22 protein-coding genes are annotated in these 23,454 nt (G+C 57.7%); 6 read left to right on the top strand and 16 right to left on the bottom strand.

The window, feature by feature from the left end:
• Nucleotides 1-279 precede the first annotated feature (279 nt).
• From AFK62_RS14735 to AFK62_RS14750, 4 genes are all read left to right on the top strand, one after another.
• Nucleotides 280-1,824 (top strand): PTS transporter subunit EIIC, encoded by a 1,545-nt coding sequence (locus AFK62_RS14735; RefSeq protein ID WP_032983885.1) that lies wholly within the window; start codon nt 280-282, stop codon nt 1,822-1,824.
• 12 nt (nt 1,825-1,836) lie between these two features.
• Nucleotides 1,837-3,201, top strand: coding sequence for a 6-phospho-alpha-glucosidase (locus tag AFK62_RS14740; RefSeq protein ID WP_007664145.1), 1,365 nt, complete (start codon nt 1,837-1,839; stop codon nt 3,199-3,201).
• Nucleotides 3,202-3,294: 93 nt separating this feature from the next.
• Nucleotides 3,295-4,140: a 3-mercaptopyruvate sulfurtransferase gene (sseA, locus tag AFK62_RS14745; protein WP_007664152.1), complete on the top strand. Its 846-nt coding sequence runs from the start codon at nt 3,295-3,297 to the stop codon at nt 4,138-4,140.
• Between the two features lie 3 nt (nt 4,141-4,143).
• Nucleotides 4,144-4,917 carry a MurR/RpiR family transcriptional regulator gene (locus AFK62_RS14750; RefSeq protein ID WP_007664153.1) on the top strand — a complete coding sequence of 258 codons (774 nt, stop codon included), beginning with the start codon at nt 4,144-4,146 and terminating at the stop codon, nt 4,915-4,917.
• Between the two features lie 32 nt (nt 4,918-4,949).
• On the opposite strand, the gene AFK62_RS14755 is transcribed toward AFK62_RS14750, so the two are convergent.
• The 13 genes from AFK62_RS14755 to trmJ all read right to left on the bottom strand — a co-directional run bounded on the left by AFK62_RS14755 (nt 4,950) and on the right by trmJ (nt 18,283).
• Nucleotides 4,950-7,073 carry a M48 family metallopeptidase gene (locus AFK62_RS14755; protein WP_007664154.1) on the bottom strand — a complete coding sequence of 708 codons (2,124 nt, stop codon included), beginning with the start codon at nt 7,071-7,073 and terminating at the stop codon, nt 4,950-4,952.
• 112 nt (nt 7,074-7,185) lie between these two features.
• Nucleotides 7,186-9,294 (bottom strand): M48 family metallopeptidase, encoded by a 2,109-nt coding sequence (locus AFK62_RS14760; RefSeq protein ID WP_007664155.1) that lies wholly within the window; start codon nt 9,292-9,294, stop codon nt 7,186-7,188.
• Nucleotides 9,295-9,513: 219 nt separating this feature from the next.
• Entirely contained in the window at nt 9,514-10,302 is a 789-nt protein-coding gene (sseB, locus tag AFK62_RS14765; protein ID WP_007664156.1) for an enhanced serine sensitivity protein SseB, read from the bottom strand.
• Nucleotides 10,303-10,474: 172 nt separating this feature from the next.
• Nucleotides 10,475-11,761: an aminopeptidase PepB gene (gene pepB, locus AFK62_RS14770; protein WP_007664157.1), complete on the bottom strand. Its 1,287-nt coding sequence runs from the start codon at nt 11,759-11,761 to the stop codon at nt 10,475-10,477.
• A gap of 63 nt (nt 11,762-11,824) precedes the next feature.
• Nucleotides 11,825-12,025, bottom strand: coding sequence for a Fe-S cluster assembly protein IscX (gene iscX, locus AFK62_RS14775; protein WP_007664159.1), 201 nt, complete (start codon nt 12,023-12,025; stop codon nt 11,825-11,827).
• 1 nt (nt 12,026) lies between these two features.
• A complete protein-coding gene (fdx, locus tag AFK62_RS14780) occupies nt 12,027-12,362 on the bottom strand; it encodes an ISC system 2Fe-2S type ferredoxin (RefSeq protein WP_007664161.1) in 336 nt (111 codons plus the stop codon).
• A 1-nt stretch (nt 12,363) separates the two neighbouring features.
• Complete coding sequence (gene hscA / locus AFK62_RS14785) at nt 12,364-14,214, bottom strand: Fe-S protein assembly chaperone HscA (RefSeq protein ID WP_007664164.1); 1,851 nt, start codon at nt 14,212-14,214, stop codon at nt 12,364-12,366.
• A gap of 15 nt (nt 14,215-14,229) precedes the next feature.
• The gene (gene hscB / locus AFK62_RS14790) at nt 14,230-14,745 is read right to left on the bottom strand and encodes a co-chaperone HscB (RefSeq protein ID WP_007664166.1); all 516 of its coding nucleotides are present in this window, start codon (nt 14,743-14,745) and stop codon (nt 14,230-14,232) included.
• An 81-nt stretch (nt 14,746-14,826) separates the two neighbouring features.
• Entirely contained in the window at nt 14,827-15,150 is a 324-nt protein-coding gene (gene iscA, locus AFK62_RS14795; RefSeq protein ID WP_007664168.1) for an iron-sulfur cluster assembly protein IscA, read from the bottom strand.
• Between the two features lie 24 nt (nt 15,151-15,174).
• Nucleotides 15,175-15,561 carry a Fe-S cluster assembly scaffold IscU gene (iscU, locus tag AFK62_RS14800; protein ID WP_004385925.1) on the bottom strand — a complete coding sequence of 129 codons (387 nt, stop codon included), beginning with the start codon at nt 15,559-15,561 and terminating at the stop codon, nt 15,175-15,177.
• Nucleotides 15,562-15,589: 28 nt separating this feature from the next.
• The gene (gene iscS / locus AFK62_RS14805; RefSeq protein WP_007664172.1) at nt 15,590-16,804 is read right to left on the bottom strand and encodes a cysteine desulfurase; all 1,215 of its coding nucleotides are present in this window, start codon (nt 16,802-16,804) and stop codon (nt 15,590-15,592) included.
• Nucleotides 16,805-16,920: 116 nt separating this feature from the next.
• On the bottom strand, nt 16,921-17,415 hold the full coding sequence (iscR, locus tag AFK62_RS14810; protein ID WP_007664174.1) for a Fe-S cluster assembly transcriptional regulator IscR: 495 nt from the start codon (nt 17,413-17,415) through the stop codon (nt 16,921-16,923).
• 124 nt (nt 17,416-17,539) lie between these two features.
• Nucleotides 17,540-18,283 carry a tRNA (cytosine(32)/uridine(32)-2'-O)-methyltransferase TrmJ gene (trmJ, locus tag AFK62_RS14815; protein WP_007664176.1) on the bottom strand — a complete coding sequence of 248 codons (744 nt, stop codon included), beginning with the start codon at nt 18,281-18,283 and terminating at the stop codon, nt 17,540-17,542.
• Between the two features lie 120 nt (nt 18,284-18,403).
• On the opposite strand from trmJ, the gene suhB reads away from it, so the two are divergent.
• On the top strand, nt 18,404-19,207 hold the full coding sequence (gene suhB, locus AFK62_RS14820) for an inositol-1-monophosphatase (RefSeq protein WP_007664180.1): 804 nt from the start codon (nt 18,404-18,406) through the stop codon (nt 19,205-19,207).
• A gap of 73 nt (nt 19,208-19,280) precedes the next feature.
• Here suhB and AFK62_RS14825 read toward each other — a convergent pair whose 3' ends face one another.
• Nucleotides 19,281-20,258 (bottom strand): nickel/cobalt transporter, encoded by a 978-nt coding sequence (locus tag AFK62_RS14825; protein WP_007664182.1) that lies wholly within the window; start codon nt 20,256-20,258, stop codon nt 19,281-19,283.
• Nucleotides 20,249-20,896 (bottom strand): DUF1007 family protein, encoded by a 648-nt coding sequence (locus AFK62_RS14830; RefSeq protein WP_032983886.1) that lies wholly within the window; start codon nt 20,894-20,896, stop codon nt 20,249-20,251. The genes AFK62_RS14825 and AFK62_RS14830 overlap by 10 nt, the downstream gene beginning before the upstream one ends.
• A 125-nt stretch (nt 20,897-21,021) precedes the next feature.
• On the opposite strand from AFK62_RS14830, the gene csiE reads away from it, so the two are divergent.
• Nucleotides 21,022-22,302: a stationary phase inducible protein CsiE gene (gene csiE, locus AFK62_RS14835; RefSeq protein ID WP_071884334.1), complete on the top strand. Its 1,281-nt coding sequence runs from the start codon at nt 21,022-21,024 to the stop codon at nt 22,300-22,302.
• Here csiE and AFK62_RS14840 read toward each other — a convergent pair.
• A complete protein-coding gene (locus AFK62_RS14840; RefSeq protein ID WP_053532008.1) occupies nt 22,299-23,438 on the bottom strand; it encodes a 3-phenylpropionate MFS transporter in 1,140 nt (379 codons plus the stop codon). The genes csiE and AFK62_RS14840 overlap by 4 nt on opposite strands.
• Nucleotides 23,439-23,454: the final 16 nt, after the last annotated feature.

Below are 23,454 nucleotides of genomic sequence, written 5' to 3' on the forward strand. Positions count from 1 at the left end.
GCTATTATGCTTAAAAGCGGTGACAACAAAAACCACCAAAAATAAATAGCGAAGGATGCATTGCAAATTCGCTGCAATAGCCTGTAAAACGCTGCCCCCACCCTCTTCTTTCCCCGGATGTTACCGCGATCACAGCCTACAACGTTACATGTTACCTTTTGGGTTATTTGTTTTTAAAACAATCAGATAACTGGATTGTTGAGCAACCCGGTTGCTACCTTTGAGCCATGCCCCTGCGCATCAAGTTGTTTAGCCAGACGATAAAAAAGAGAGAGCTAAATGAAATATGCCGTAAACGCCCTACAAAATTTTGGCAAGTCCCTTTACGGACCCGTCCTGATATTGCCGATAGTTGGCCTTTTTATCGCCTTCGGTAATGTGCTGGGTAACGGCAGTCTGGCGGACTATTTACCCTTTCTTGGCCACCCCGCCTTGCAGCATACCGGTCAGCTTATTGCTAAATCGGCGGTCTCGGTGCTGGCAAACCTGGCGCTGGTGTTCGCGGTCGGCATTCCTATTGGCCTTGCCTCGCGCGACAAAGGCTACGCGGCGCTGATTGGTCTTGTGACGTTTATTGTATTTATCAACGCCATGAGTGTGACCTTACAACTGCAAGGGGAGCTGGCCCCTGCCGACCAGATGCGCGCCGCAGGGCAAAGCATGGTGCTTGGCGTACAGGTGCTGGAGATGGGCGTATTTGCGGGCATCCTGACCGGCGCGCTCGCAGGCTGGTTCTACAACCGCTATTCCGGCGTACAGTTCTCCGGCGCGATGGCGATTTACTCCGGGCACTGTTTTGTTGCAATCATTATGCTGCCGGTATCGATGGTGCTCGGCGTTATCATGAGCGAGCTCTGGCCTTTCGCGCAGCACGGCATCAGCGCGATGGCGCTCGCTATCAAAGGCGCCGGGCCTTTTGGCGTCGCGGTATATGGCTTCCTTGAACGTATTCTGGTGCCGACCGGCCTGCATCATCTGGTCTATACGCCGTTTCTTTATACCGAACTTGGCGGCACGCAGGATGTCTGCGGAACGGTCTATCAGGGCGCGCGTAATATTTACTTCGCTGAAATGGCCTGCCCGTCCGTTAAACAGCTCAGCCCGACGGTGGTCTGGGATGCGCGCGGCATTAGCAAAATGTTTGGTCTGCCCGCCGCCGCGCTCGCGATGTATATGACCGCGAAGCCAGAACGCAAAGCTGCCGCCAAAGCCATTCTCATCCCGGCCGCACTGACCTCTCTGCTGGTGGGCGTCACAGAACCTATTGAATTCTCTTTTCTCTTTATCGCCCCGCTGCTGTTTGTGGTGCACGCGGTGCTGACCGGCATCGGCATGATGCTGTTTTATCTGCTGGATGTTCACGCCATCGGCGCTAACGGCATTATCGATTTCATTCTCTATAACCTGCCGCTCGGCACCGAGAAATCGAACTGGCCGATGTACCTGCTGGTGGGGCTCATCATGGCGGTTATCTATTTCACCGTGTTCCGCTTCCTCATCTTGCGCTTCAACATGAAAACGCCTGGGCGCGAAGATGACGATCAGGAGACGCGCCTCTACAGCAAACAAGAGTACCAGGCGAAAGGCGGTAACGACGGCCTCGGCGAAGCGATTATCGAAGGGCTGGGCGGCCGCGCCAATATTGACGTGGTGGACAACTGTTACACCCGTCTGCGCGTCACGGTACATAACGTTGACGTTATTGATGAACCCCGACTGAAAGCCACAGGCGCGAAAGCGGTCATCAAACAGGGCAATAACGTTCAGGTGGTCTATGGGCTGCATGTGAAAAAAATGCGTGAAGCCGTCGAAATGTTTCTCTGACAGGAGCTGATGATGTTGAAACCTCCCTTTATTTTATCTATCGCCGGTGGCGGCAGCACTTATACGCCAGGTATCGTAAAAAGCCTGATGGTGCGCTTAAGCGATTTCCCGCTTGCCGAAATTCGCCTCTACGATATCGACAGCGCGCGCCAGGAAACCATCGCGCCGGTGGTCGAGAAAGTCATTCGCGATCACAGCCAGACCATTAAATTCACCACCACCAGCGACCCGGAAATCGCATTCAGTGGGGCGCATTTTGTTTTCGCCCAGATGCGTGTCGGCCAGTACAAAATGCGCGAACAGGATGAAAAAATCCCGCTGCGCCATGGCGTGGTGGGTCAGGAGACGTGCGGCCCCGGTGGCCTGGCATATGGTCTGCGTACCATTTTGCCCATGGTTGAGCTTATCGATATGGTCGAGCGTTACGCCGACAACAACGCCTGGATTGTGAACTATTCCAACCCGGCAGCGATTGTGGCCGAAGGCGTGCGTCGCCTGCGCCCGACCGCGCGCGTGCTGAACATTTGCGATATGCCCGTCGCCGCTATGCGTAATATGGGCGCGATCCTTGGGGTCGACAGACATAAGCTTGAAGTGGATTACTTCGGACTGAACCACTTTGGCTGGTTTACACGTGTGCGGGTCGATGGCGAGGATAAACTGCCCGCGCTGCGTCGGCATATCGCGAAATTTGGTCTGCTGACCGAAGACGCCGCGCAAACCGACCCGCAACACTCCGATCCGTCCTGGGTAAAAACCTGGCGCAACATCAAACCCATCATGGATCACTTCCCGGATTACCTGCCGAACCCGTATTTACAGTACTACCTGATGCCGAACGATATCGTTGAACATCAGGACCCGGACTACACCCGCGCCAACGAGGTGATGAACGGGCGCGAGAAGAAACTGTTCGCGGCGGCGGAAGAGTACAAGCGTACCGGTATCCTGCCGGATGCCTTTCATGTGGGCGTACACGGGGCATTTATCGTGGATGTCGCCTGCTCGCTGGCCTTCGATTTACGCCAGCGTCATCTGGTGATTGTCGAGAACAAAGGCGCTATCGCTAACCTGCCTTATGACGCAATGGTGGAAGTGCCGGCATACATTACCGCCGCAGGCCCGGAGCCGGTGCGCATGGGCGCGGTGCCGCTGTTCCACCAGACGCTGCTGATGCAACAGCTCGCCTCGGAACAGCTGCTTGTCGAAGCGACGCTTGAAGGCAGTTACGAAAAAGCGCTACAGGCGTTTACACTTAACCGTACTGTACCCACGATGCAGCACGCCAAAGCTATCCTTGATGACATGATCGAGGCGAACCGCGACTACTGGCCGGCGCTGCAAAAAGCCTGGGTGAACGGAGAAGCGGTGTCGTAACCTGGAGCCCGCTCGCGACATCAATAATGATGGCTTGTGGTCAGGCGGAAAACCGCTGACAATCCGTTTCCCAGCGATGATACGGAGAACGCCATGTCCACATCCTATTTTGTCGCGAGCCACTGGCTTGCAGAGCATATCGACGACCCGGAGATTCAGATCCTCGATGCCCGGATGGCGCCTGCGGGCCAGGAACATCTGCGCAATATGGCCGAGGAATACCGTGCGGGCCACCTGCCCGGCGCGTGCTTTTTCGATATCGAGGCGCTTTCCGATCACGCCACTCCCCTGCCCCATATGATGCCGCGCCCGGAAGCCTTCGCCGTCGCGATGCGCGAGCTCGGCGTTAACCACGATAAGCACCTGATTGTTTACGACGAGGGCAACCTCTTTTCAGCGCCACGCGCCTGGTGGATGCTGCGCGCGTTCGGCGTGCAGAACGTCTCGATTCTGGCCGGTGGCCTCGCCGAATGGCAGCGTGACGGGTTTCCTTTACAGGAAGGCGCGGTTGACTTACCTGAAGGCGAATTCGACGCGAAACTCGACGAGACACACATTAAACGTCTGACCGACGTGCTGCTGGCAAGCCATGAGCAAACCGCGCAGATTGTGGACGCGCGCCCGGCAGCGCGCTTTAACGCCGAGGCCGACGAACCGCGTCCAGGACTCAGACGCGGCCATATCCCTGGCGCGCTTAACGTGCCGTGGACCGATCTGGTCGTCAAAGGTCAGTTGAAAACCACCGACGAACTGCATGAGGTTTTCGCGCGCCAGGGCGTCGATTTACATCGCCCCATTATCGCAAGCTGCGGCTCCGGCGTGACGGCGGCAATCGTGACGCTTGCGCTCGCCACGCTTGGCGCAAACGACGTGACGATTTATGACGGATCCTGGAGTGAATGGGGAGGCCGCCAGGATCTGCCTGTCGAGCCTGCGTAAGCGATGGACAGCCGCCTCGCGCCGCTATTGACCCGCGGAGAGTCGCTAACCCGCGCCGAGTATCGTGTGCTTTCCCACCTGACCGCCCATCCGCTGCGGGTGGGGAATATCACGGTGCGCGAACTGGCGCAGGAGACGTTTGTCTCCACCGCCACCATCATGCGGCTGTGCCATAAGCTTGGCTTTAGCGGCTACAGCGAGCTTATCTGGCACTGTAAGCAACTGCTTACTGACACGCCGCACATTGCCATTGAACCTGACGCCGCGCCCGCGGCAATGCCCGTGCTATTTGACCGTTTTATCGCTAACTATCAGCAGAGTTTTCGCTGGGTGACTGCTGAGAAAATCGCGGCGTTCAGCCAGCTACTGCGCGAGAAAGAGCGGTTTTTTCTTTATGGGGCGGGGTTTTCGTATCTGTTTGCGGAGTATCTGACCAAAAAATTACAGGTGCTCGGTAAGACCGCGTTTATTTCAGGCCCCGGTGACAGCCGTAATATTTTTCTCAGCAATGCGGCGCGCTATGAAGTCTTTATTGCGGTATCACGCAGCGGCGAAACCGAACAGGTGCTCGATAAAGCACGTATCGCCAGCAATGTCGGTATGGATGTCGTGGCGTTTACGCGTGCATCGGCCAACCCGCTGGCGGCCCTTTCTGGCCTGCATTTTCCGCTTTATGACGAGGCGATTCATTATTCGGCCGAAGCGGCGGGCATTACCTCGTTTGAATCCAATCTGGTCATGCTTATCGATCTACTGCTGTTGCAGGCACTGGAATAAAAAACGCGGCCCGAAAGCCGCGTTTTCGCTTATCAGAACCGCGACAGCGCGTCGCGTGCGTGAATAGCGTTCAGGTTACGCGCCAGCAGCTCCGCCAGCATTGCTGCCGAATAAGCCGTTCGGCTGTCCCCTTCGCGCAGCCCGCCGATAAAGACAAACACCAGCTTACGTTTACTGCGCTTCACACGGGTGAAGTTTTTCCAGCGGCCGCCAACCGCCTGCGGCGGCTCGAACCCTTCGCGGTAAAACAGCGTGACTGTGGTCGTATCGTTCGCAGTCTGTAGCGAGAAATCCTCAATCGCGTTCAGCGGAATACCCGCCGTAAACTGACGACAGTGCAGCGCATCCGCCGTCATCGACAGGAACGGGATCTCACGTTTCTGCCACTGCTGCCAGAGCACGTAACAGGTCAACAGGCCAATAAGCCCGGTGCCAAGCGCAATGGCGACAATTTTCCCGTCGGTGACACCCTGCATATTGGACGGATTAACGATTTGCAGCATGACTACCGTCGCGATAAACAGCACCACCGCCAGAATACCGCCCACGAAGAAGACCTTTTTACCGCTGTAGAGCGTCACTGCCTCACCGGACTGCTGCACCACTTCTTCCAGTTCACGGCGGAACTCTTCGCGATGCGTCGCCACTTTTCCGGCCAGCTCGCCAGTCATCTGTCCTGAGAGAGCCTCAGGCTGTGCGAACCACAGACGCAGGTTTTCCCACGGATCCTGTGGCGCCGGGCGCGTGGCATGGCTAATCAGCGTGTCATCAATCGCGCAGCCGAGCGCATCGATACGTGAACGTGACGGCGGATGGCTGTCGGTCGGGTGCGCGGCTTTATGCTCCAGGTAACGCTGCGGATCGCCAAAGCCCTCTTCGCGCACACGCGCCACCAGCGCAGCGACCAGATCCTCAAAGCCTGGCTTGCCGTTAAAGAAATCTTCCAGCGCATTGTCGAGCGGTTCGCTCATGGCGGAGATACGGACCAGCGACGAGGCGAGCGCCGCAGGCGAGCTGGCGCGCGCGCCCATTTCATCGGCAGCATGTTCGCGGATACGGCTCCAGTGGCTCACCGTCTCATGCAACTGCTCAATAAAATAGATGCCCATGTAGAGCGACGGATAGAGCACGACGTGATCGATAAACGGCGCGTTTTGCTGGTTTTCGCCCATCGTGTGGATACTGTTAGTGATCCCCGCGTAGAGCGGCGCGAAGCGCAGGCTGTACTGCGTATCCTGGCCCGCGAAGTGGCCAAGCTCATGGCCGATAACCGCACACGTTTCGTCTTTATCCAGCAGCGCCGCCCAGGTGAGCGGGAAGTAAAGCGTCTGCCCGGTCAGCAGCGGGCCATCCTCGAGCTGGACATTGTTGGCGGTAACGTAAAACCCTTCGAGCATCCCGACCACAATATTATCCGGCACGATAGCGCCGGTTTTCTGCGCGAGCGATTCCACCATGCTCCACAGCGCAGGCGCCTGCTCGCGCGTCAGGTTATGGCCGACAACGTGATTCGGCTCCGGCTGGAACAGCGCGAAGCAGCGGCGAATGCTGCCGAGGCTTTTATAAAGCACCCACAGAATACCGAACAGCACCAGCAGCGCGAGCAGCATCACTTTGATGCCGCCGGCGTTCATCTTAAAGTGCGTGGCGAACCAGAGAGTCTCATACCCGACGACCGCGAACAGCGCCAGACCACAGCAGACAATTTGCGCTACCATCAGCCACGGCAGCAGCTTGCGGCATTTATCGAATGCCTGCACAAGATCATCCTGTGAGCGTTTCGCTATCATCACGCTACGACGACACAGCGCAATGGCACCGGCATTGAGCACAATACACAGCAGCCCAAGGCCGACTGCGAATGACGCAAGCCCGCCCTGGGCGCGCGCCAGCATGATCTGCCCGGCGTATTCGTTCTGCACGCTCCGCTCGCTCTCAATGACTTCAGCGGCAGGAACGCGATAGTTTTTCCCATCGCTCTCAAATTCAATGATCGCTTTCGGGTCCTTTTTCATCGCGTCGCTCGCCACCTGAATCAGGTGGTTCGAGCTGTCGACGCTCTCCAGAATGTCGCTAACGCGCCAGTGCTGCCAGACGGCATAGCAGGCCACCAGCAGCGGCACCAGAAAAAGATAAGCGAGATGCTTCCTGTTCATCGTTACGTCGTTTCCTTGTTCATCCATAGACTGCGGGGGCCTTCCCCCGCGGTGAAACGCGCCTGTTCACCGACAGGCGCCTTAACCACAGCCCTCTGACGGGGCCGGTGGGTTATTGCATCGTATGGAGTTCCGCCTGGGCGGCGGGCGCATGGAAGTACAATTCCACCAGCTCCATCAGTTGTTCTTGCGAAACTGGTTTATTGTCGGCATCACGCAGTTTGCCGCTCACATCCAGCAGCATCTGGCGCGCTTTTTTATCCACATGGCGATACGCCCGAAAGCGCGAGCCAGCCAGCGGCGGAGGCTGGTAGCCTTCTTTGTATTCAAGTTCTATCAGCATATCGTTTTTCGTGAGGAAGAACTGATAGCCGGTCAGCGCGGAAAGCGGCACCGGTTCGGTGAGCTCGCTGAAAATCAGGCTTTGCGGCGTCAGGATCATGATAGGCTCTTTGCTGGCGCGCCAGTAACGCAGCACGCTGCGAACGCCAAGCCAGCAGAAATAGACAAACACCAGCGTGAGGATAAGCGCAGTAAACTCACGCTTGCCGGGCGGGTAATCCCATTCACGACCGGTATGAAAGGCTACTATCAGCGAGACAAACGTGACGATAGTCAGAATTCCGCCGCGTGAGATCCGGCTGCGGCTGTAGATCGCTTTTTCACCCGACGCACCTTCTACAACGGTTTTTAACTCATCTCGCCACGCGTTGCGGTGCTCGGTAACCTGCCCGGTAAGGGCTGCAGTCAGCGCGCGGGCCAGTCCATCGACATCGGCAAACAGCGTATGAAGGTGTGCATAGCTTTGCACGCTGACTGGACGAGATGCCTGGATTGCCGACAGTTCGACAGAGCAGCCCAGCGCCTCGATACGTGCGCGGCAGGATGGATGGGAATCGTACGGGTGCGAGGTTTCGTTTTCGAGGTGCTCGCGCGGGTCCGGCAGCGGATGGCCGCTGAGGTGCGCGAGCAGCGAGGTCACGACGTTATCGGTCTGGACTTTCGCCCGGTAAACCTCGTTCAGATACGCCTCCACCGGGCCGCTCAGCGCCACAATACGCAGCAGCGCCGATGAGAGCGCCTGCGGCGAACTGGCTTGCGCGCCCGCTTCATCGGCCGCGTGCTCGCGGCGCTGGCGCCACATCATCACCATACTGTGGAACTGTTCGAGGAAATAGTGCGCGCTGTACAGCGCGGTGCGTAATTCAACCACCCCCACGTAGGGCTTTTTGCCTTCTTTAGGATCCAATACATCAAGGCTGCGACTGAAACCATCATAGAGCGGCAAAAAGCGCTGGCTGAATTCGGTGTCTTTACCCGAGAAGTGCCCCAGCTCGTGGCCAACGACCGCCGTCATCTCCTCCGGGCTCAGCAACGCCGCCCAGGTGAGCGGAAAATATAGCGTCTGCCCGGTGACCGTTTCGCCGGTATTCAGCAGCAGCGGGCTGGCGGTGACGTAGAAGTTATCGGTGAGCCCCACCACGATATTCTCCGGCACGACAGCGCCGGGGCCGCGTGCCAGCGCATCCACCGCCTGCCAGAGCGCAGGCGCTTCGCGGCGACTCACGCGATGGCCCATCACCGGCTTCGGCACCGGGCGGAACAGCGCGAAGCATTTCGCAGTGACCATCAATATGTGCCAGAACACCCAGAGCACAACGGCTGCGATAATCAGAAGATAGAGACCAATCATAACGGGGCTGATTTTCGGCTTAAAGGTAACCGCAGCCCAGACGATTTCGTAAAAAAGAATACTGAACTGATAAACCGCACCAACCAACAGCTGCGCGGCCATAATAAAAGGCAGTAGCAGACGGCACAGCCAGAACGCCCTCAATAACGCGCTTTGAGAACGCTGCCCCTGCATGACGCAAAAACGGCATAACCCTACCGCGCCAGCGTTAATCAGCAGGCTGATGAGCGTAAACAGCATGCCGCCGCGCGCCAGAAACTGTTCAATATCCGCCGCGCTAATCCAGTCACGGTTCTCTGTGAGATATTGCTGCGCCAGCTCGCGCGCTTGCGTGGCGGGCATTTCTGTCTCCTGCCCGTCATGGCGGTACGGGAGCGTCGCCTGCGGCGATTGGTTCGCGGTCGCGACGATATGCGACTCATAGTCCGCGCGATCCACGACGGTACTGACGCGCCAGTTCTGCCAGACGGCATAGAAAAACAGAATAAGCGGTATTAAAAAGAGGTAGGTGACGCTCTTTTTATTCATGGTTTGGCCCCGGGTCGATAAAACAGGAACGGCGCCCGCCCGACGGTTCAGGCAACGTAAACGTGAATAAACGGAACGGGGGACGCAGAAGGCGGGAAGCTTAACAAAGCGCGCCCGCAGGCGGGCCTACCAGAATTTGGCTTGTCACAGAAAACAAAACGTTAGCGAGGCAGAAAATAAAACGCGGCGCTGAACGCCGCGTGGGAAATCTGTGCAGCATTAAATGATGCGGTTTTGCCTGAAGTCGCGCAGGAAGCTGCCCCAGCGGCGCTCATAGAACGGCGTCAGGTGCGCCATCATAAAGTGGCTGATGCCCTTCTCCCCTTCTACCACCTGGCAGATATCAATCGGCTCGTCACCCGGCAGTGTATCCGTCGCCACGCTGCCGGCGGCGTTAATTACCGGCTCGATATCGCCATCGGCTTCAATGCCGATAAGGAAGTTTGCGGGCTCGTCGGCCTGCTCTTTTAACAGGCACAGATACGCGCGCTTGACCGTTTTCATCTCTTTGAACAGTAAAGTGAGCGATTCAATCATCTGCGCAGGCGGCTCGGCGACTTCAGAAAGCAGCAGCGAGACGCCGCCCTCCAGCACTTCCTGCTGGCTGAGCGCCGAGCCTTCCGGGCTGATGAGATGGCGAATTTCATTAGGCGTAAATTCTTTGCCGGTCGGCAGTTTGGCGTTGAGGAACAGCGTTTCGCCAAGCGTCATTTCAAAGAGCGTACGCACCGGCATGGCCACGAATGCCTGTTCTCCCTCAACCGCCTGCTCAAGTGCGGCCGGTGAGCTGAAGAACGGAATCACCGACGTGCCGTCGTCTTTTTCCCAGTGCTGAAGATCGACAGCACTCTCGGCTACGACCGCTTCACCGTCTGCCGCTTCGCCTGGCACCCACACCGTGGATTCCAGCAGCGTGCGGAAAAAAGCCGGGCGGAACGCGGGTTCAGTCGCCGCTTTCTCCAGCAGGGTTTCGAGTTCGTTTTTATCGTCGTTTTTTGTTTCGGACATAGCTTTTATTTTCGTTAGTGGTGGGTGAGCGTTTCCCCTCACCCCGCCCCTCTCTTCGTAAGTGAGAGGGAGAAAATCGTCGCGGCGCTCAGCAGCAAAGCTGTTGCACGGCAAAGGCGTAAGGCAGGTAAGCAGCGCGCCACCCGCCGTCAGCCTTTTCAGCGCTTTGGACTTACTCGCCGGTCAGAAGATTGGCGAGCGTTCGCACGCCGATACCGGTCGCGCCCGCCGCCCACTGCTCTACCGCGGCTTTACGGTAAGTGGCGGAGCAATCGATATGCAGCCACCCCTGCTGATAATTTTCCACGAAGTGAGACAGGAAGCCCGCCGCCGTGCTCGCGCCTGCCGGGTACGCGCCGCCTGCAGTGTTATTCAGCTCGGCGAAGTTAGACGGCAGCTGGTTGCGGTGGAACTCGGCCAGCGGCAGACGCCAGAAGGCTTCGTTCTCGGCCTGCGCGCTGTGCAGCAGACGGTTCGCCAGCGCATCGTCAAAGCTAAAGAGCGCGTGGTAGTCGTTGCCAAGCGCCGTTTTCGCCGCACCGGTCAGCGTCGCGGCGTCGATAATCAGCTCTGGCTTCTGGGCGCTGGCGTCAATCAGTCCATCCGCCAGTACCAGACGGCCTTCGGCGTCGGTGTTCATCACTTCAACGGTTTTGCCGTTGCGGTAGCGAATGATATCGCCCAGGCGGAACGCGTTACCGCTAATCATATTATCCGCACAGCAGAGGATCAGTTTCACACGCTTGTTAAGGCCACGGGTAATGGCGAATGCCAGCGAACCGGTCACCAGCGCCGCGCCGCCCATGTCAGATTTCATCGAATCCATAAACGCGGTCTGTTTGATGCTGTAGCCGCCAGAGTCAAACGTAATGCCTTTACCCACGAGACACGCGTAGACCGGCGCGTTCGCATCCCCCGTCGGGTTGAAATCAAGTGCCAGCAGCACCGGCGGACGCTCAGAGCCGCGGCCTACCGTGTGAAGGCCCATGTAGTTCTGCTCGCGCAGATCTTCGCCTTTCGTGATGCGGTAGCTTACACGCTCGCCGCCGACATCCGCCAGCAGATCCACTGCGCGCTGCGCCAAATGTTCCGGGCCCATCTCTTCTGCCGGCGCGTTGATCACATCACGCACCCAGTCGATGACTTTCAGGCGGCTGTTGAGTTCTTTCTGCTGCGCGTCGTCAAGCGGCGCCCAGGTGACCGTGCGCTTGCCTTTTGGGCCGCGATAGCCCATCCAGAACGCCCAGCTTTTTTCCACATCCCAGCCATCGCCCGCGAGCTCGACATGTTTCAGCCCCTGGCCGTCGATTTTGCGCCCGGCGCGCTGGATGAGAGTAAGGTCGTCTTTACCCGTCAGGTGCAGAGCGATACCGTCTTGCGTAAAACTGTACAGTGCTTTTTCGCCCCAGCGAGCGTCGGCAGGCTCGTGGGAAAGAGTAATCTTCATGGCTTCGGTCATCTTATTTTCCTTATATCGCCTTTTGCTCAACGAAAACGGGCCGCCTTCTGGTAGCCCGTTGCGTTATTCTGCTTCGTCTAACCAGACCAGCAGTATAGCCTCTAAAACCTTTTCGTTAGAGGCTTGCGGATCGTCGTCGAAATCTTCCAGATCGCAGATCCACTGATGCATATCGGTAAAGCGGACGGTTTTCGGATCCACGTCCGGGCGGCTGTCATACAGCGCCTCACCGATTTCACGGCTGTCGGTCCATTTCAGGCCCATATTAATGCTCCCTGGCGTGGTTGATGGTGTAACGCGGCATTTCAACCACCAGGTCTTCGTCGGTCACACGCGCCTGACAGCTCAGGCGGCTTTCCGGCTCCAGACCCCAGGCTTTGTCCAGCATGTCGTCTTCGTCCTCGGTGCTTTCCGGGAGCGAATCAAAACCTTCACGCACGATGCAATGGCAGGTGGTGCAGGCACAGGATTTTTCGCAGGCGTGCTCAATGTCGATGCCGTTGCGCAGCGCAACGTCAAGAATGGTTTCACCGCTTTGCGCTTCCAGTACTGCGCCATCAGGGCAAAGATCCTGATGAGGCAAAAAAACAATCTTAGGCATATTAAACCTCGTCGACGGAGTGGCCTTTCAGCGCCTGACGGATAGATTCATCCATACGACGAGCGGCAAACTCCTGGGTCTGTTTATCTGTATTTTTTATCGCATCTTCAATGGCGCTGACGTCGTCGCCCTGCGCGGCGGCGCGCAGTTGCGCCATCGCATCGTCAATGGCGGCGCGTTCGGGGCCGCTAAGCAGCGCGCCGTCGCTCTTAAGCGCGCCTTCGAGGCTTTCCAGCACGCGAGCGGCTTCCACTTTTTGCTCCGCCAGCATGCGCGCTTTCACGTCCTGCTCGGCAAAGCTCATGGAATCCTGAATCATATTCGCGATTTCGCCATCGGTCAGACCGTAGGACGGTTTGACCTGAATAGAGGCTTCCACGCCGGTGGATTTCTCCATCGCCGTCACGCTCAGCAGACCATCGGCATCCACCTGAAAGGTCACGCGGATATGTGCGCCGCCCGCCGGCATCGCCGGAATGCCACGTAGCGTAAAGCGTGCCAGCGACCGGCAATCCTGCACCAGCTCACGCTCACCCTGCATAACGTGAATCGCCATCGCAGTCTGACCATCTTTGAAAGTGGTGAACTCCTGGGCGCGCGCGACCGGAATGGTGGTATTGCGCGGAATGACTTTCTCCACGAGACCGCCCATCGTCTCCAGACCGAGCGACAGCGGGATGACATCCAGCAGCAGCATTTCGCTATCGGGTTTATTGCCCACCAGAATATCGGCCTGAATGGCGGCACCGATGGCGACAACGCGATCCGGGTCGATAGAGGTCAGCGGGGTGCGGCCAAAAAACTCGCCGACGCGCTCGCGCACCAGCGGTACGCGGGTCGAGCCACCGACCATAACCACTTCCAGCACCTCGCTTGCCTCAACGCCCGCGTCTTTCAGCGCACGACGGCAGGAGAGCAGCGTGCGTTTTACCAGCGGCGCGATAAGCGCGTTGAATTGCTCGCGCGTGACCATGCCCTGCCAGCCAGCCACATCGATCTGCGCCACTTCGGCATCGCTGAGCGCGATTTTCGCCTGGGTAGCCGCATCAAGCAGCTGGCGCTGGAGACGGTTATCGCTGCGATCGGCAATGCCCGCCTGCTCGCGAATGTAATCAGCCAGCAGATGGTCGAAATCGTCGCCGCCAAGCGCGGAATCACCGCCCGTCGCCAGCACTTCAAACACGCCGCGGCTTAAGCGCAGCACCGAGATATCAAAGGTGCCGCCGCCTAAATCGTAAACGGCGATAACGCCTTCCTGACCGGAATCAAGGCCGTAGGCGATCGCCGCCGCCGTCGGTTCGTTCAGTAGACGCAGCACATGCAGCCCGGCAAGACGCGCCGCGTCTTTGGTGCCCTGGCGCTGTGCATCGTCAAAATAGGCGGGAACGGTGATGACGACCCCATCAAGATCGCCTGCCAGCGCTTCGCGCGCACGGTCAGCCAGGGTTTTGAGGATATCGGCGGAGATGCGCACCGGGTTTAATAACCCAGCCGGCGTGTTAATCATCGGCAGGCCGTTTTCGCTCGCCTGGAGCTGGTACGGCAGGTGCGGATAGCGCGCGTTGATGTCGGCGAGAGAGCGGCCCATCAGGCGCTTCACGGAGCTTATGGTATTAACCGGATCGTCCGCCGCCTGTGCGCGAGCGTCGTAGCCCACGGTGTGGCCCTGCGCCTGATAATGCACCACGGACGGCAGCAGAGGACGCCCCTGATGGTCTGGCAGCGTTTCCGGCTGACCGCTACGCACGGTCGCCACCAGCGAATGGGTGGTGCCGAGATCGATGCCCGCCGCCAGTCTGCGCTGGTGCGGTGCACTACTCATGCCGGGCTCACTGATTTGTAATAAGGCCATGTTGAGCTTCCAGAATTAAAAATCGAGCAACTTTTCTTCGAGTTGTTCTGACTGGCTTAAAAGCTTATCGAGAAAACGCAGCTTACGGACCGTATCGGCCGCCTGCGCCCACGCTTCGTCGTCCAGCGCCGTCACCATTTGTTGATGGCGATCGTTATACATTGCTTTGACGTCACGGACGAACGCCTCCAGACGATCGGTGTCTTTCGCCTGCTCTATCTCATCCAGCGCTTCGCGAAGCTCCAGTTGCTCCATCAAAAACGCGGTGTCGCGCACGGTGTGCTGTTCATTAGCCAGATCGAAGCCGTGCAGAGAGAGCAGATATTCAGCGCGCGTCAGCGGGTGGCGCAGCGTTTGCCATGCCTGGTTGATGGTGGCGGATTGGGAGAGCGCCGCCAGTTGTTCTGCCTGGGAGTGGCTGGCGAATTTATCGGGATGATACTTACGTTGCAGATCCTGGTAACGCGTCGCCAGTTGAGCACTGTCCAGCGCATAACGGGCCTGCAGCCCAAAGAGGGTGAAGTAATCCATAACAGTCTCGGGGTCAGTCAACGTGATAAAGCAAATACCCCGCCTGCGGCTGGCGCAGACGGGGAGAGGCGGGAAAGATTATCAGACGTTAAAGCTTTCGCCGCAGCCGCACTCATCTTTTACGTTCGGGTTAGTGAATTTAAACCCTTCGTTCAGGCCTTCTTTGACGAAGTCCAGCTGAGTGCCATCAAGGAATTGCAGGCTTTTACCATCGACCACCACCTTCACGCCCTTGTCTTCAAACACCGTATCTTCTTCTTGCGGTGCATCAACAAATTCCAGCACATAGGCCATGCCAGAACAGCCGGACGTGCGAACGCCAAGACGCAGGCCAAAACCTTTACCGCGGTTGGCCAGGAAAGCGTTGACGCGCGCAGCGGCGGTGTCGCTAAGGGTAATCGACATACTACAACCTCAACTCATCAATGATTATTTTGCTTCACGTTTGCTTTTATAGTCCGCAATAGCGGCTTTGATGGCGTCTTCTGCCAGAATAGAGCAGTGAATTTTTACCGGCGGCAGCTCGAGTTCGTCTGCGATATCGGTATTTTTGATCGCCTGCGCTTCATCCAGGGATTTGCCCTTAACCCACTCGGTCACCAGCGAGCTGGACGCAATCGCCGAGCCGCAGCCGTAGGTTTTGAAGCGCGCGTCTTCAATGATACCTTCATTGTTGACTTTGATCTGCAACTTCATCACGTCGCCGCACGCCGGTGCGCCAACCATGCCGCTGCCGACGTTATCGTCGTTGTTGTCAAACGAACCGACGTTGCGCGGGTTTTCGTAATGATCGATGACTTTTTCGCTGTATGCCATGTGTTATTTCTCCTGAATCCGATACCGATTAATGATGAGCCCATTCGATGGTGGTTAAATCCACGCCCTGTTTGAACATCTCCCACAGCGGAGAGAGGTCGCGCAGGCGGCCGATGGATTTGCGTACCAGTTCGATGGTGTAGTCGATCTCTTCTTCAGTCGTGAAACGGCCCAGAGAGAAACGGATAGAGCTATGTGCCAGCTCGTCATTCATACCCAGCGCGCGCAGCACGTAAGACGGCTCAAGGCTCGCAGAGGTACAAGCGGAACCAGAAGAAACGGCCAGGTCTTTCAGCGCCATGATAAGCGACTCGCCTTCGACGTAGTTGAAGCTCACGTTCAGGATGGTCGGTACGCCCTGCTCAAGATCGCCATTCAGATACACTTCTTCGATATCTTTAATGCCGTTCCACAGGCGGTTGCGCAGGCCGCGCAGGCGATCCATCTCGGCCGCCATCTCTTCTTTGGCGATACGATAGGCTTCGCCCATGCCGACAATCTGGTGAACCGGCAGGGTACCAGAACGCATACCGCGCTCGTGGCCGCCGCCGTGCATCTGCGCTTCAATGCGGATACGCGGTTTACGACGCACGTACAGGCCGCCGATGCCTTTCGGGCCATAGATTTTGTGGCCGGTGAAGGACATCAGGTCCACTTTCAGCTGGCTTAAGTCGATAGGCAGTTTGCCCACGCTCTGGGTGGCGTCAACATGGAAAATAATACCGCGCGCGCGGCACATTTCGCCGATGGTCGCGATATCCTGCACCACGCCGATTTCGTTGTTCACGTGCATGATGGAAACCAGGATGGTGTCATCACGCATCGCCGCTTCGAGTTCTTTCAGGTCGATAATGCCGTTGCTCTGCGGGGCGAGGTAGGTCACCTCAAAGCCTTCGCGCTCCAGCTGACGGCACGTATCCAGCACCGCTTTATGCTCGGTTTTGCTGGTGATGATGTGCTTGCCTTTCTTCTGATAGAAGTTAGCCGCACCTTTGATAGCCAGGTTGTCGGATTCGGTTGCGCCTGAGGTGAAGACGATTTCGCGCGGGTCCGCGCCGACCAGGTCAGCGATGTGGTTACGGGCGATATCCACCGCCTCTTCCGCCTGCCAGCCAAAACGGTGTGAGCGGGAGGCCGGGTTACCGAAGGTTCCGTCCATCGTTAAAAACTGCATCATTTTCTCGGCGACGCGCGGGTCCACCGGCGTGGTCGCGGAGTAATCGAGGTAAATCGGTAATTTCATTGCTCTTAAGCTCCGTACATCTCAAAGCGGTGAATCAGGCAGCCGGCTGGATGTACGCCGCAGTCTACAAGGTGCCGGAGCACCCTGGCCTGATTCGGGAAAAGCGTATTATTTTTTTATGCGCGCAGTTTAACGTCGATAGCGTCCTGAGCGCGGGTCGGACGATGAGCTTCATTGTGATTGTGCTGACGGTCAGACACGTCCAGCACTTCCTGGTTATTCACCAGTTCACCTAAAGTAATGTTGTTCAGAAAACCCGTCAGGCGATCGCTTAAATCGCGCCACAACGCGTGGGTCAGGCACTTATCGCCGCCCTGGCAGCCGCCTTTACCCTGACAGCGGGTAGCGTCGACAGACTCATCAACGGCGCTGATTACTTCACCTACGGCAATCTGGCCTGCGTCTTTACCCAGCAGATAACCACCGCCTGGGCCGCGTACGCTGGCCACCAGGCCATTTTTACGCAGACGAGAGAACAGCTGCTCCAGATAAGAAAGGGAGATACCCTGACGTTCAGAAATATCTGCCAACGGTACCGGACCGGATTCGGAGTTGAGCGCAACGTCCAGCATCGCGGTCACGGCATAGCGCCCTTTAGATGTCAGTCTCATGTCTTACTTAACCTCAAGCTCGCCCCTCGACGCGGGGGTTTTTATGAAAATGGGGGTATTGCATAGCAGGCGCAAGTCTGACATTCCCGAGTAATTTGGTCAACTATTTACCCGAGTATTTTACTCAAGTATTCGGCTCATTTTTACGGGTGCTTTCAATCGACGCGAGCATGCCGCGCAGAATGTTAAGTTCCTGACTTTCCGGGCGTGCGCGTGTAAACAGGCGGCGTAATTTATTCATAACCTGGCCCGGATGATTTGGGCGAATAAAGCCGGTTGAGAGTAAAACCTGCTCAAGATGGCCGTAAAAACGCTCCAGATCGTCCACCAGCGGGTAAGGGGCTTCTTCTTCCTCAAGCGCGGGAGTTTGCGCGTCCTGCGTGGCAAGCCACGCCATGCGAACTTCATAGGCGATAACCTGCACCGCCATCGCAAGGTTCAGCGAGCTGTATTCCGGGTTTGCAGCGATAGCCACGTGATAGTGACATTTTTGCAGTTCATCGTTGGTCAGCCCCACACGCTCGCGGCCAAAGACGATAGCTACCGGCGCGTGCGCGGCTTCGCCGACGCTTTTAAGCCCGCACTCGCGCGGATCGAGCATCGGCCAGGGAAGCGTGCGCGAACGCGCGCTGGTACCGACTACGAGGCTGCACCCCGCCAGCGCTTCATCAAGCGTATCGACAATGCTGGCATTGCCAATCACATCGCTGGCCCCGGCGGCAAGCGCGATGGCCTGGGAATCCGGTTTCACCAGCGGATTCACCAGCCACAGGTTGGTGAGGCCCATGGTTTTCATGGCGCGGGCGACGGAGCCCATATTGCCGGTGTGTGAGGTTTCTACCAGCACGATACGAATGTTTTGCAGCATAGCGACTCAGTATGAATAAAGAATATCGGGGCATCCTATCATAAATCTGAGACATAGTCCGAACCCTCTGCTATACTCCGCGCCGTTTTCCCGTTCTTTAACATCCAGTGAGAGAAACCGATGCATCCGATGCTCAACATCGCCGTGCGTGCTGCGCGCAAGGCCGGAAATTTTATTGCCAAAAACTACGAAACCCCGGACGCCGTAGAGACCAGCCAGAAAGGCAGCAACGATTTTGTGACTAACGTAGATAAAGGTGCCGAGCGCATTATTATCGACACTATCCGTCAGTCCTACCCGCAACACACCATCATCACCGAAGAAAGCGGTGAACACGCAGGCACCGAGCAGGATATTCAATGGGTTATCGATCCACTGGATGGCACGACCAACTTCGTTAAACGTCTGCCGCACTTCGCGGTTTCTATCGCTGTACGCATCAAAGGCCGCGCGGAAGTCGCTGTGGTTTATGATCCAATGCGTAACGAACTCTTCACCGCCGTTCGCGGCCAGGGCGCACAGCTTAACGGCTACCGTCTGCGCGGCAGCACCGCTCGCGATCTTGATGGCACCATTCTGGCGACCGGCTTCCCGTTCAAAGCCAAACAGCACGCCACCCCATACCTGAATATCGTGACCAAACTGTTTACCCAGTGCGCCGATTTTCGTCGTACCGGTTCCGCAGCGCTGGATCTGGCCTACGTTGCCGCAGGTCGCGTAGATGGTTACTTTGAAATCGGCCTGAAACCGTGGGATTTCGCTGCAGGCGAACTGCTGGTGCGTGAAGCTGGCGGTCTGGTGTGCGATTTCGTGGGCGGCCACAACTACATGATGACCGGTAACCTGGTCGCAGGTAACCCGCGCGTCGTGAAAGCGATGCTGGGTAACATGCGCGATGAGCTGAGCGAAGCGCTGAAGCGTTAATCGCCTCCCGGCATAAAAAAGGCAGGTACGCGCAAGCGGCCTGCCTTTTTTATTACCCGGCGGTGGTTACCCGTTAAAACGGTTGCAACCCTTGCGCGGTGGGTGCCGCACTCAACCACATCACGAGTGCGGCGACAACAAGCACCACACCGCCTGCCAGCGCAAGCGTCGCCCCGCCCGTCCTGCGCCACAATGGCGCAGACGTCTGCCCGCCGTAACGCGCCGCGAGCCGACGAAAACTATGCACGAACAACGCGATGCCAGAAATCGTCAAGGATGTTCCCGCCGCCATCGCGAGCGCGGACGCGATGCCCCAGCCATACACGCCAATCACCTTACTAAACAACAACACCATCAACGCGCCGGAACAGGGCCGCATCCCCATGGAGAACACCACCATCAGCCGCGCGCGCCAGTCCTCGCCGCGTTCAAGCTGCGCCTGCGTAGGCACATGCTGATGTCCGCAGCCGCAGGTTGCGCTATGCGTATGGTGCGGAGTGAACCCGGTAAACATCGGACGACGCAGCAACCCGCGCAGCGTTTTTCCCGCGCGCCAGCAGAGCATCAGCCCAAGCCCCCCCACCAGCAGGTAGCTGCCCTTCTCCAGCCAGTAGCCGCTCAGATGCATCTGCCGTGCGGGCAACGCAAGCACCGTTAACACCACCGTCACCAGTACAACCGCCACCAGGCCCTGTAACAACGACGAGGCAAACACCAACGACAGGCTTGTTTTCAGGCGCGACGGATGCGTGGCAAGCCAGGTGGCGATGACCACTTTGCCGTGGCCCGGCCCCAGCGCATGCAAGACGCCATAAATAAAGCTAAACAGCAGCAGCGAGCCACCCGCGCGCGTCGGATTTTGCGCCACCTGCTGAAGAAGCGCGCTCATTTCGCGGTTGATCTCACGCTGCCAGACCAGGCTTTTCATCAGCACCTGCGGCCACGCCAGCCACAGCCAACAGCCGCCGACTATCGTCAGCAGAATAAACAGTGCCAGCGGCCAGAAATGCCGCCAGCGGCGTGTGGCAATCGGGGGTGAAATCACGGACATTGCACGGTCACCTGTTGAGCAAATTGTTTACCTAAATCCATATCTTCCGGCGGTGCGTCGGCTTTATCGAGCGACAGCGCGAAATCCTGCACGGAGGCATCGGGCTGCGGCGTCTTTACCGTCACCTTACAGCGCTCGCGCAGCCCTTCGCCGAGTGTCACATCGCGTGGGCCGTCATAACTCATCGCCACATAATAGGTCGGATCGAACGTCGCGAAGGTGTAGCGTTCGCCCTCAGCCTTTTGCGCATACGCGAGCGGCAACGTAAACGTGAGCACCGCCTGATGCCCTTCCCGCGCGAGCGCATACGCCTGCGGCGTAGGCGCGAATTTCACCTTCTGCCCGTTATGCCAGAATTCGGTGAAATAGTGCTGCCCAATCACATTCGCCATAACTTCTGCCGCGAGTTTTTTCCATACAGGCGATCCAGGCGCCGCGTTGCCTGCGTCATACAGTAGATCCGCTGAAGTGATTTCATCCATTTTCCAGCGCATTTTTAGCGCGGTTATCTGCCCCGCTTCGCTTACGATCTCGGTTTTCAACGAGATAAAACTGTGCGGATGCGCCGCAACGCGCTGGGCCGGAAACAGCGTCACTGAAGCCATCGCAAACATTACCGGGTAAAGTCGTGCGCTCATTATCTTCCTCTGGCGAAAAATTCTGTGAGCCAACCAGAATTCCGCGATGAAACTGCGCACCCTGAACGGCATTCAACGATCCTTTAGCTATTCTTAGCAATAACCTTACTTACTGGACAAAACGGATGATGACTCTGCTCTGCCCTCCACCATCTGTGCTTTCCAGTCCGCAGCGCCGCTGCCAGGTACTTTTAATGCTCTATCTGCCGGGTCAAACCATCACGCCGGAAATGTTAGGTCGGCTTAATGGCGTCGACGGCGCTATCGCCCGTCAGGATATTGCCGAAACCGGCGACGAGATCCAGCGATATCACCGGTTGAGTATTATCACCCAGCAGGACGGCAGCTACCGGATTGAAGGCACAGCGTTAGACCGCCGTCTCTGCCTGCTACACTGGCTACGCCGGGCCCTGCGCCTGTGCCCCCAGTTTATTCAGCAGCACTTTACGCCTGCGCTCAAAAGCGAGCTGCGCCAGCACGGCATCGCGACGGCGCTGTATGACGATACGAATTTACACGCGCTGGTCAACCTTTGCGCGCGGCGGCTGGACCGCCAGTTCGAGGCGCGCGACGTCCAGTTTTTACGCCTCTACCTGCAATACTGCCTGATCCAGCATCATTACGGGCAGACGCCAGAATTCACCGAGCCGCAGCAAATGTGGATGCGTGCCCGCGCCGAGTTTCTCGCCGCTCAGGAGATCGTGCGCCACTGGCAGCGCCGCGTCGCCCAGTCGCCGCACGTCAATGAGCACTGTTTCCTGGCGCTGCTGTTTATGATGCTGCGCACGCCCGATCCGCTGCGCGATGCGCACCCGGAAGATCACCGGATGCGTCATGCGGTCGGTTCGCTGATTGCGCGCTTTCGCGAACTCTCCGGCATGGCGTTTAGCGATGAACAGGGCCTTGCCGATCAGCTTTACACCCATCTGTGTCAGGCGCTTGATCGCAGCCTTTTTGGCATCGGCATCGACAACAGCCTGCCGGAGGAGATTAACCGACTCTATCCCCGCCTGATGCGCACCACCCGCAAAGCGTTTGACCGTTTTGAAGAGGAGTACCGGGTGACGTTTTCTGATGAGGAAGTGGGCCTGGTGGCGGTGATTTTCGGCGCGTGGTTGATGCAGGAGGCGGATCTTCAGGAGAAACAGGTGCTGTTACTGACCGGCAATGACGCCGCGCTTGAGGCGGAAATTGAGCAGCAACTGCGGGAACTGACGTTGCTGCCGCTCAATATTAAGCACCTCACGCTGCATACCTTCCAGCAGGAAGGCGCGCCAAAAGAGGTGGCGCTTATTGTCACGCCGTACACCACCTCGTTGCCGCTTTTCTCGCCGCCGCTTATTCACGCCACGCTGCCGCTTGGCGAACACCAGCAGCAGCGGATACGGGAGATCCTGGAGGCTTAAACGCGCGCTGTCACTTTCGGGCGCAAAAAGAGTGCCGGCAGCGCGACCAGCGCCATTACCCAGAATACACCGCCTGCGAGGTGCTGGTAGAGGAACCCTGCAAAGACGGTCATCACGGCGATACCGCCGCCCATCGCCACGGCCGAGTATACCGATTGCAGGCGGATAACCTCTGAACCTTCGCGCGCGGCGATGTAGCGCATCGCCGCCAGATGACAGATGGAAAAGCTCCCGCAGTGCAAGATTTGTGCGACGATCAGCAGCGGCAGCGCGGTCGTCCAGCCCATCAGTCCCCAGCGAATAATCCCCAGCACGCCGGACAGCAACAGCAAGTCGCGCGCGCCAAACCGGCTAAACAGTTTTTTGCTGAGCGCAAAAATAACAATTTCCGCCACCACGCCAAGCGACCAGAGATACCCCACCACCGAGGCGGAATAGCCCTGCCCTTGCCAGTAAATAGCGCTGAAGCCGTAATAGGCCGCGTGTGCCCCCTGCAACAGGCTCACGCATGCGAGAAAACGCCAGTTTTCGCGCAGTAATTTACGCCATACCGGCCAGCCCGCAGCCTCATTGTGGCGTGATTCACCCTGCGGCATTACCGACGGCTTAAGCAGCATTCCGATAAGCATGGACGCGACGCCAAGCGACAGCAGTGCAAGAATCGCGCGGTAGTCATACGTGCTGACGAGCTTGCCGGTGAGCGCCGAGCCAATCACAAACGCAAGCGACCCCCACAGGCGAACGCGCCCGTAGTCCATGGTTATCTGGCGCTGCCAGGTGGCTGCGAGGGCATCGGTCAGCGGGACCAGCGGTGAGAAAAAGAGATTGAAGCCGACCAGTACGACAAACAGCCAGGCGGTCTGATGACCGAACCAGAAACCGAGCGCAAAAAGCAGCGTCAGCGCTGCCAGCAGGCGCAGTGCAAACACTAAACGGGAAGGATCTTTGACGCGTGGGGCCAGCAGCAGGCTGCCGAGAAAGCGTGCGATAAGGCCTGAGCCAAGCAGCAGACCGATGGTTTCTGGCGGTACGCCGACGCCGGCAAGCCAAACGCTCCAGAAAGGCAGAAAAATACCGTAGCTAAAAAAGTAGGTGAAATAGCTGAGCGCCAGCCAGCGCGTGGATTGCAAAACCATGATTCCCTCCCGTTTC

Source organism: Cronobacter condimenti 1330 (assembly GCF_001277255.1).
GTDB classification, from domain to species: Bacteria; Pseudomonadota; Gammaproteobacteria; order Enterobacterales; family Enterobacteriaceae; genus Cronobacter; species Cronobacter condimenti.